Annotated in this window: 8 protein-coding genes and 2 pseudogenes; 2 read left to right on the top strand and 8 right to left on the bottom strand. The window is 60.4% G+C overall.

The annotated features are described in order from the left end of the window. The first annotated feature begins 323 nt into the window (after positions 1-323). Entirely contained in the window at positions 324-887 is a 564-nt protein-coding gene (locus ACFY3D_RS20720; protein ID WP_389981426.1) for a GNAT family N-acetyltransferase, read from the top strand. Positions 888-1,117: 230 nt separating this feature from the next. On the opposite strand, the gene ACFY3D_RS20715 is transcribed toward ACFY3D_RS20720, so the two are convergent. The 7 genes and pseudogenes from ACFY3D_RS20715 to ACFY3D_RS20685 form a co-directional block, all read right to left on the bottom strand. Then, complete coding sequence (locus ACFY3D_RS20715; protein ID WP_389981424.1) at positions 1,118-1,933, bottom strand: class I SAM-dependent methyltransferase; 816 nt, start codon at positions 1,931-1,933, stop codon at positions 1,118-1,120. A 167-nt stretch (positions 1,934-2,100) separates the two neighbouring features. After that, positions 2,101-2,550: a hypothetical protein gene (locus ACFY3D_RS20710; RefSeq protein WP_389981422.1), complete on the bottom strand. Its 450-nt coding sequence runs from the start codon at positions 2,548-2,550 to the stop codon at positions 2,101-2,103. 320 nt (positions 2,551-2,870) lie between these two features. Then, positions 2,871-3,464 carry a DUF4240 domain-containing protein gene (locus ACFY3D_RS20705; RefSeq protein WP_389981420.1) on the bottom strand — a complete coding sequence of 198 codons (594 nt, stop codon included), beginning with the start codon at positions 3,462-3,464 and terminating at the stop codon, positions 2,871-2,873. Between the two features lie 227 nt (positions 3,465-3,691). Next, on the bottom strand, positions 3,692-4,558 hold the full coding sequence (locus tag ACFY3D_RS20700; RefSeq protein ID WP_389981418.1) for a hypothetical protein: 867 nt from the start codon (positions 4,556-4,558) through the stop codon (positions 3,692-3,694). Between the two features lie 528 nt (positions 4,559-5,086). Next, entirely contained in the window at positions 5,087-5,767 is a 681-nt protein-coding gene (locus tag ACFY3D_RS20695) for a hypothetical protein (RefSeq protein ID WP_389981416.1), read from the bottom strand. Between the two features lie 476 nt (positions 5,768-6,243). Next, positions 6,244-6,723 (bottom strand): DUF4365 domain-containing protein, encoded by a 480-nt coding sequence (locus ACFY3D_RS20690; protein ID WP_389981414.1) that lies wholly within the window; start codon positions 6,721-6,723, stop codon positions 6,244-6,246. A 214-nt stretch (positions 6,724-6,937) separates the two neighbouring features. Beyond that, positions 6,938-7,150 (bottom strand): annotated as a pseudogene (locus ACFY3D_RS20685) (IS5/IS1182 family transposase); the annotation flags it as partial. 297 nt (positions 7,151-7,447) lie between these two features. On the opposite strand from ACFY3D_RS20685, the pseudogene ACFY3D_RS20680 reads away from it, so the two are divergent. After that, positions 7,448-7,690: pseudogene (locus ACFY3D_RS20680) on the top strand (tyrosine-type recombinase/integrase); the annotation flags it as partial. Between the two features lie 74 nt (positions 7,691-7,764). On the opposite strand, the gene ACFY3D_RS20675 reads toward ACFY3D_RS20680, so the two are convergent. Further along, a complete protein-coding gene (locus ACFY3D_RS20675) occupies positions 7,765-8,151 on the bottom strand; it encodes a hypothetical protein (RefSeq protein WP_389981412.1) in 387 nt (128 codons plus the stop codon). Positions 8,152-8,932: the final 781 nt, after the last annotated feature.

Genomic DNA, 8,932 nt, shown 5'->3' with positions numbered 1-8,932 from the left:
CCCGAGAGCTCTTCAAAGTCCTCACCAGCCTAAACACCACGAGCAACGATCTTCGCGTCGCCGCTTGACAAACATAGGAGCATCGGAGCGATTCATTCGAAGATCTCGGAACGAAGAAGGCATCCGCCACCCCGACCAGAGCAGGGAACGCGTCCGCACCGTCATTAGGAACGAAGTACCGGCCCACCGATCGCCCCGGCCATGCAGGAGATCAGCCACCATCAGGCGATCGTGGAGGCTGTACCGACCGCGCCCCTTCTTCGCTGCCCGGGAAGTCTCCAAAAATTTGATCACAAGATGCGTTCTCAAGCAGAATCAATATCATGACGGCGCCGGACGGTACTCAAGGTCGGTTTCCTCTCGATGTTCAACTGTCGGGCTTCGGTATTCACCTGCGCGAGTGGACCGATGAGGACCTTCCTGTCATGGTTGCCCTTTTCGATGAACCGCAGGTCGCTCGCTGGACTCCGCTACGTTCGCCGTTCGACTTCGACGCCGCTCATGAGTACCTGTCTCAGTCGCGGAGAGCGCGTGCCGCTGATCGCGGCATGCAACTCGCGATCACCAGAGATGGCGGTGAAGCACAAGGGGAGGTGCTGCTCTTCCGTACGGCCGATGAGCCCGGTGTGGCCGAACTCGCTTACGCGATCGGCGCTCAGCACCGAGGAGAGCGATTGGCGGCCCGCGCTGTCGAGTTGATGGCCGACTACGCCTGCGCCTCGCTCGGGATGCGCGGCCTGGTTCTACGGATTGATCCGGCAAACGCAGCAAGCGTCGCAGTAGCGCGAGCCAGTGGTTTTCACCTGGCCGACGATGAGCCGGTCACCTTGGAACGCAGGGGCCACGACATCACTCTGTACAGATGGCGCCGCGAGCTCGCCCTGTGAGTAACCGCCGCTTGGTGGAACGGCGCGGCCTGCGGCGTGTCGCCGGGATCGGCGCGTTCGATGGGTACAGCCGGGTGCGCGGTGTGGCTACGGCCCGGGTCGCCGTCTGCCGAGACCGGCGCCCGCACTGTACGCCCGGTCAGCGGGCGGGCGGAGGGCTGGGTAGGGCGGCGCCTTGACTCCCGGGTTGGCTTCCAAGACCGCGGTGCCGACGGTGAACGATCTCTGCCTCAGACTTTCCCAAACGCCAGAAGGGCCGCGTGGGGAAGCCACAATGATCCGTCTGGACCGGTGAACTCGGTGCTGAGCAGGTCGAAGTGCCGTTTGATCTCCGCAATGAGCTCAGGAGACTGACTGGCCACGACGTGCCCGGTGAATCCGACTCCGGCAACCGCACCGCTCCACCACTCCGCAGGCGTCGTGCGGTGATCCCAGTTGAGGGTCTGGCAGGAGACCTCGGCGAGCCCGGCTTTATCGAGCAGAGCAGCGAAACCTTGCTTCGTGCGCGGGAAGTCGTTTTCAAGAGAGAGCGGCGGGAGGTGAGCGGGCCGAGTCACACCGGCTGCCTGGATCGCTCCTCCGAGGAGGGCCTGCCCCGCTGCGGCTGGAGCCGACCAGATCGTCAAAGCGATCCGTCCGCCTGGACGGGTCACGCGACGCAGCTCGGCCAACGCCAGTAGCGGCTGGCCAACATGATTGAGGACGAAGTTCGCCACCACGGCGTCGAACTCATCATCCCTGAAGGGAAGGCTGGGTAGAGCGGCCACCTGCACATCAGCCGTCGGAGTATTCAACGCCGCCAGCTCGACCATGCTGGGTTCGGCGTCCACTGCAGTCACTTTGGCGCCCCGGTCGCAGGCAGCCGCCGCAGCGGCTCCCGTGCCGGTGCCAACATCGAGCACACGCGTTCCCAACCGGACTTCGGCGGCGTCGAGCAGCCACTCGACGGGAAAAGCACAGAGCCTGGCGAAAGAATCGGCGTACGCTCCGGCCCGCCCAGCCCAGATCAGACGCTCACTCTCATCGAATGCCGTCACAATCGTCATCAGCCCTCTCATGTCGCGAGTCATTAATGTGGCGTTGAAAGCACAGGCACTTGAAATACCCTGGTCGCCCTCTGCGCCTGCTGTGACCAGAAGAAGGATCACCGGCGGGCGGAGGCCAAGCGGCGATGCTGCGCCGGATGGCTTCCAACTTGGCTCCCAGGGAGCGATCACTCGCGCTTCAGGACGGGGAACCGCTTCTCCAGCGCAACGAGCGCACTCACGAGTTCCGGGATGTCCGTCTGGTCCAAGCCTTCGATCTCGAAGTGAAGGGTGTTCCGCATCCCAGGATGGTCGGTCACGGTCCCGGCGATCGACAGGGAGCCTGTGGGATGACACTCGACGGTGAGCTCTATCCAATGCTCAAGGGAGGAGAGGGTGGCACTTCCTCCGACTTCCGTGTAGACGCGCTCCAAAGCCACACGAAAGTCGCGCAACTCCTCCGTCCGAAGCGCCGCGTCCAGTTCGGCAGCGAACCCTCCGACCTGCGCGTGGATCGGAGAGATCAACCAGTTCCCGTCCCAGAAGTCGGTACAGCCGGGATGCATACGGCCAAGGACGCGGATCAGCACATGATCGAAGTTCCTGCCCCGGCCGATGACGATCTCAGCATGCTCCATACGGTCATCCTTCATGAGGAGACATTCACCTGACCCAGGATCACCAGTTAGGAAGATCTCGGCACACGACCCTTTGACCTACTGCATTACAGATCAGAGGCGGTCTCGTCTTGCCCGCGAGTCCCTGTGCCTCCTCCTTGGTGCCCCTCCTGACGGGCACGCAACGGGCACGGCCAGAACCCCGTGCGGACGCACACGCCTCCCCCGCCGGCTCTTCTCGTCGCCGTCGTCCCACCTACTTACAAACCCGGCCCTTGCCCTTGGCGATCTCCCGGAACTGGAGGCCCCTGCCGGAGGCATTGGTCTCTGTACCAAAGCCTTCAGGTTCTTCCCTCCCGGTAATATGCGATACGCGGGAATCTGCGCGTTAGCTCTTCTTCGCTGTCGATGATCCATTGCTCGCCGCGTATTTCGTAGTCGTCATCATCCAAGTCGGTGCGTGCGTGCGCCTTCTCATGCAGGGTGGTCAGATCCAGGCCGGTGCGCTTTTTATAAGGCTCCCACGCGACGTATGCCAACAACTCGAATTCGGGCCACTCGTCATCGGTCCACAATCGTTTCTTGCCTGCTCGTTTCCGGATGACCTTCCAAAGGTGGAGGACCTCGGGGACCTCTATCAGCGTGTCGGGGTCGGCGACTACGCGTTCAAAGGTTCCGCGCCCGAGGCCGACGAGCCAATATCGGAAATATAGGAAGCCATCATCTGATCCCAAAGGAAGAGTGAGGAGGTAGGCGACCCACAGCTCCCAGGTGTTGGATCGGTATTCGCAGACGTCAAGCCACATCTGAAAGTCAATGATGTCGTCGGCAGGGAGTTCGCTCAGCTGCGCGTCCAGCCAGATCAGGCGTCTTTTCTGCGTGCGAGTCTCACGCCCGGATTGTTCGATGAGCGCCCAGAAGGCATCCGCGTCCATGAGGCGCGATCATGGCATGAGCGGTGAGTTCTGCCTAGGGAAAGCTCGTGCGGTGGTGCGCCGCCGAGGTCGGCACGTTCCGTTGGGTACGGCGGGTGAACGGGTCGATGGACGGCCCGAGGTCTCACTGGCCGGGACCGGCGCCCAAGCCGCACGCCCGGCCAGTGGGCGGGCGGCAGCTGTACAGCCCGCGCCTCTCTGCAGCGCCGCATACGGTCGCCGGGCCGTCAGCGCCTGCTCAGTCCCCGCAGCACCGGGAGTCCGATGCCGGAGTCGAGCACAAGGCGGTCGCCGAGTGGTCGCGCCAGCGTGACGGTGATCATGGCTGTCTTGAGGATGCCCGGGCACACCTCAACAGAGTCGGATCTTCTCTCGTCCACGTCGACCACCACCAGTCGGTTGGTCTCGTAAACGCGTGCCCCGTGAATGATGTCGCAGGCGCCGTAGCCGTACCGGAGAAGCAGTTCGTCCGGCTTGCCGGCGACAAGGTCGAACGCCATCACCTCTTCGACATCCCCCCGCACCCGCTCGGGACGGGCGGTGACGGCTGAGGGGTCGACCGCCACATGGACCTTCTTCTGCTCGACTCCCTCGACGGTGAACACCCAGGCGGGCACTTGGATCGTGCCGCGGCTGGTCTCCAGCGGGACCTTGCCCAGTCTGGCGCCGGTCACCCGGAGCGGGCGGCATCCCTTGGCCGGGCACTCCTCTTCGATGAGGTCGGCCGGTTTGCTGAACTCCGCGTACGCGCTCGCCACTGTGATGAGCGGCACCTGCGAGACTTCGCCGTCCGGCCATCGCACGTCGGCGCGGTCCGGGGAGTCCTTGGGCAGCTTGGCTGCCAGCCGCCAGACGCCGTTGTGCGAGCTTCTGTTCACCCAGGCCGGGATCCGGCCCACGTGAGCCCATCCTTGTGGGTTCAGCACTTCCAGTGCGACGAACCCTTTGCGCCAGGCGCGATCGTCGGCCGAGCCCTGCCAGCGCCCCGCCACCTCCCGGGCACGATCCTCGAACTCGTCAACCGAGGCACCGTGGGCCCCGCCGCAGGAGGACAGGAGCAGCACCAGGGATAGGTACGCGATCATTCTTCGCATGAGACCTCCTACACCCCATGGTCAGCCAATGCCCGATGCCGCCGCCTGGCTTTCCGGGTTCTGACGATCTTCTTCGGGGGACGCGCTCGACCAGCCCTCTCATCCGGTGGCAAAGACCGACGAAGTCGATCCTTGCCAGCCGATCGCCCAGGCCACGCGCGGTAGGCATCGGAGGCGGCGATCGTTACGGCCTCAGACAGTTCACGGCGAACCCTAGCGGTGTACCAGGCTGATCCGTAGCCAGTCCGAGATCGTCTACTGACGTCTATGGACATTAGAAATGCCTGTTCAGAAAGGGTATCTGACTGCGGAGATTCCACCATCGTCCATGGTCGCCCAGAGCTGCCGTTAGCACCCGCGTTAGTAAAATCTCTCATGCTGACAGAGGCGGAAGGCGGCCTCACCAATCCAGCACAACGCTGACGATCTGTAGGTCAGGGTACGGCCTTGCCGGGCGTCTGCTCCGCAGGTCTTCAGTCGATGTTCGTTGGCTTGGTGATGCGGCAGATGTCTAGCGGCGGACTCTTCTTAGTTAAGCGCGGCCCCTATCTCAAGCGGCAAATAGTCGTCAATTCTAAACAAGTCGACCCGGGGCATCGAAAGCACACCCGTTCCGCTCTTCACCAAGGACCCTGTAGCAATGACTCGCAATTTTAAGTCATGTGCTTCAACGGCATTATGATAAGAATCCCCATGGAGTGTCATCTTGACCGGCCTAACACGATCGCCAACAATTGCTTTTACTTTTACGACTCCTTCTTCGTCACCCGGGTCTCGGTCGAGAGAGCTTACAAAGCCATAGATAACGGTGTCAGCAAGGCTAACCTGGTCGCGAAGGATATGGCCGATCTCTTTGATTGCACCTGCAGATTCACGCGGGAACTCGACTTTCTCGCCGCCGGCACGAGGGGGGGCAGCCGTGAGTGCCCACTGAAAGCTGATGTTGAGATCACTTTCGTGGGGAGCAGCAACCATAGCCGCAAGTGCTGAGCAGGCGTCGGCAGATAGTCCACCGATGACCGCCCGACTAAGATCTTCCTTGGGTGGTATCCGCTCTTGTTCTACAGCAAGGCTATGAACTTCTCGCAGAACATCAGCCATCATTCCAGTGACGCGCCGAGGGAAGAAGTTAAGTTCAGACTGAACATCTATGAGCAGCTCTTGTTCGCCTTCAATTATTATTGGCTTCATTGACCCTATAGGGCTCACGATCGGTATTATAAAGCTTCCTTCGCGAGTATGCCCCATCCCAACAAACTCCGCATATTCTCGCGCCTTTGCGGGCTGTGACCTACCATGATAAGAGCGACGGTGGATAGCAGAGCACGCGTTGGCAATCGCGAATCTTTTAGCGCCCTGCAGCAATCTGGAAGCATCCGACAAAGGCACTATAGAGCGGTCGTCATCAAACTTTAAGTCGACGACGTCATCTTCAACATATCGCAGCTCGTTCGCGACGATGTCTTCTTGATCTCCCCGTTCTCCTGCGATGTCCTCGATGAAGTTTCGTACTCTGCGAGGGTAATCCGATGCTTCGCTATTGAGCGGTACTAAGACTTCCCACGAGCCTCTTCGCCATAGCTCGGCACGAGGAAGAGAAGCGCTCTCAATCTGCCAAGAGTTGGCCCTTAGATAAGCCCTCATTCCAGCAGGGGAGACTTGTGAAGCTAGTGAGCTGGCGCTTTTCAAAGTTCACCCCTTGCTTCGCGCATGAGCCGATCGAGTGACTTGATTGTCAGTCTGTTCTCGCGCGCCACACGTACAGCCTTAGTAGCCTTGTTCGCCGTTGGCTCGAGAGCAGACATCTTGGCGTAGTATCCACATCTACGCAGATGTATGCCTTCGGAATCGGAGAGAACCCAATCGTTCTTTGCCTCTGGAACCTCTACAACAAAGAGATATGCTGGCACATTACGCCCAGGGTCACTCAAGAGATTGTATGTTCGAGTATCGAGATCATACGATATATGGTCACCTTTGACATCGGATTCGTTCATGCACTTCATTTGAACGTCGACACGAAGTGCTCGGTCGCGAATCTCTAAGTCAACTCCAAAGTGATCAACGTGAACTACCGTCACAGCATATCCCGCAGCATAAGATAGTGCTTCAACATAAGCGACACTGAACCATTCCTTGCATGCAGAAACGTCCAAATTGCCCATGTTGGAACGTTATCGCGTCACTCGAATGGCATCGGCATTTGCTATGCAATCGTGATCAATATCGATTTGGCGCGCGAGCTTTAATCTTTATTCGGATGTCCGAAATATTTTGACGAACACATATTCGGATCGAAGCAACAAGGTAACCCTCTCAACAAACTTTAGATACTCATGTGCCGATCCTCGCTGGGTGCTGCAGCGAACCTTTTCGTCCTCAGGCGACCTGTGCGACGCCGTGGTTTTGAAGGACGGCGATGTCCCTGCACGGGTAGCCAGCCTTGGAAGGACGGTGGCGTAGCTTCCGAAGGATTTTCTAGCTCTTCAGCTGGGCGTTGGCGCGGCCGCCGAGTCCGCGGAGCTTGGCGTGCAAGAGGTTGGCCTGTTTCTGCGATGCGGGCTTGTTCTTCCTCTTGTACGGCGTGGCGATCCGCCCCGGAGAATGACCCGCTCTACGCGGCCTACGTGCTGATCCTGCGGCGAGGTGCTTGCATTCTTCTGGGACTGCGTCGACCTCGGTGGGAGCAGATGCGGATCTCCCGCACCTCACCCGTCTCAGGGGAGAGCTTCTCCACCGCGTCGCTTCCGCTGCTCGGCCTGTGCATCCGCTCAAGCACCGTCAGCGAACCCAGGACGATGCCCGTAAAGCGGCCGGAACGAAGTGGAAGGAGTCTGATCTCGTCTTCACCACGCGGAACGGCACGCCGATCGAGCCGCGCAACTTCAACCGATCTTTCGAGGTTCAAGCCGCAACGCGGGTGTCCCGCGTATCCGGGTTCACGACACCCGGCACCCCTGCGCCTCACTCCTGGCCGCCCTCGACGTTCATCCCCGGGTGGCGATGCGCATCCTCCGCCACTCGCAGATCTCGATGACCATGGACGTCTACACGCAGATCCCATCACCCGAGACCCGGAAGGCACTGGATCGTTTGAATGCCAGCCTCGACACCGAGGAAGGTGACCGCTAGACGCAATCGCCCGCGGACCGACGAAGGCCTTCCAGGATGCTCCTGGGAGGCCTTTCGCGGTGAGTCTCGCGGACTCACCACTCGGGAAGCTCGTGCGCGTCGGGATAGAGCATGATGATCTTTTCCAACAGCTCGGGGTTGTCCGTCTGCACATCCCAGTGGCCGCTGTCGAACGCTCGGATCCTCACCTCCGGCACCGACGAACTGTCGCCGTAGCCCACCAGCTCTCCATCGATGAGCTGACCATCCCCGCTGAACAGGTCGATGAGATGCCTCGTGGTCACCAGTGAGTTCGCCGTGGCCTCGATGATCGCCTCAGTCTCCGGACAGACGAGCCAGTCGATGATCAATTGCCAGCGATGGCCCTTGATCAAGACACCGAGAGAAGCAAGGACCTCCGCCAGGCCGACATAGTGGCCTCCTCGCCAAGCTGCGAACGAGAGGATACGGATCTCGGTCACACGCTTCACTCTCCTCTGCGGCGGACGCCTCCCATACGGGGCAGATCCCCCGTAGCGCCGTCAGATCCCGTTGCTGTATTTCACTGCTGTACGGGCACGAAAAAGGCCCTCCGGGATAATCCCGGAGGGCCTTTGACCTGCTGTGCGGCCGGAGGTACTCGAAACCCCAACCTTCTGATCCGTAGATCCCCAAACGATCTCCAAAGCGTTCGCACTAGTTCGCCACTCAGGTCGCGAACAAGCCAGCTGTTCATATCAGTCCAGCTCGGTCCGGGATCGTACGGCCCGTTGGCTCCCAAGTTGGCTCCCGGGGTTGGAGCGTCGACGGTTTTACAGACCCGTCACAAAAGTACTTCGACCTGCGCTTATACGAAATTGGCCATCGCAGGGGAACGTATGGGGAACGACCATGAAGCAACCGGGAACCAAGTCATGGTGACATGGCTCCAGGCGACGCGATGAGGCTTGGCGGTGAAGCCGAGGAAGCAAGCGCGTCAACTAGGTTGTCACGCAGCGACAGCGGAATGAAGTAGACATCGGCCGTGGACTGTCCGCAATGAGGCCCTGCAGTGAAACCAGGATGCATCAGCAGATCAGTGCGGTGTGCCGCATTATAACGATCCCGCAATAAGGCCCGGCAATGAAGCGGAGGTGAAGCCTGCATGATCTCCTACTCGTACGCGCCCTGCGAGTTCCTGCAATGAGGTCCGGCGATGAAGCCGGGGTGGAACATGGTCCGCACCGAACCGGTCAACGCAGTGACAACCCCGCAATGAGGCCC

The organism is Streptosporangium sp. NPDC000509, from assembly GCF_042898365.1.
In the GTDB taxonomy this organism is placed as follows: domain Bacteria; phylum Actinomycetota; class Actinomycetes; order Streptosporangiales; family Streptosporangiaceae; genus Streptosporangium.
The sequence above is the reverse complement of the archived record's forward strand: the minus strand, read 5'-3'. Positions and strand labels throughout refer to the sequence as shown.

Excerpts from the sequence above, each read along its gene's own strand:
- ACFY3D_RS20710 (WP_389981422.1), bottom strand. The coding sequence starts at position 2,550 with ATGGAGCATGCTGAGATCGTCATCGGCCGGGGCAGGAACTTCGATCAT.
- ACFY3D_RS20705 (WP_389981420.1), bottom strand. The coding sequence starts at position 3,464 with ATGGACGCGGATGCCTTCTGGGCGCTCATCGAACAATCCGGGCGTGAG.
- ACFY3D_RS20715 (WP_389981424.1), bottom strand. The coding sequence starts at position 1,933 with ATGACGATTGTGACGGCATTCGATGAGAGTGAGCGTCTGATCTGGGCT.
- ACFY3D_RS20720 (WP_389981426.1), top strand. The coding sequence starts at position 324 with ATGACGGCGCCGGACGGTACTCAAGGTCGGTTTCCTCTCGATGTTCAA.
- ACFY3D_RS20690 (WP_389981414.1), bottom strand. The coding sequence starts at position 6,723 with ATGGGCAATTTGGACGTTTCTGCATGCAAGGAATGGTTCAGTGTCGCT.
- ACFY3D_RS20700 (WP_389981418.1), bottom strand. The coding sequence starts at position 4,558 with ATGCGAAGAATGATCGCGTACCTATCCCTGGTGCTGCTCCTGTCCTCC.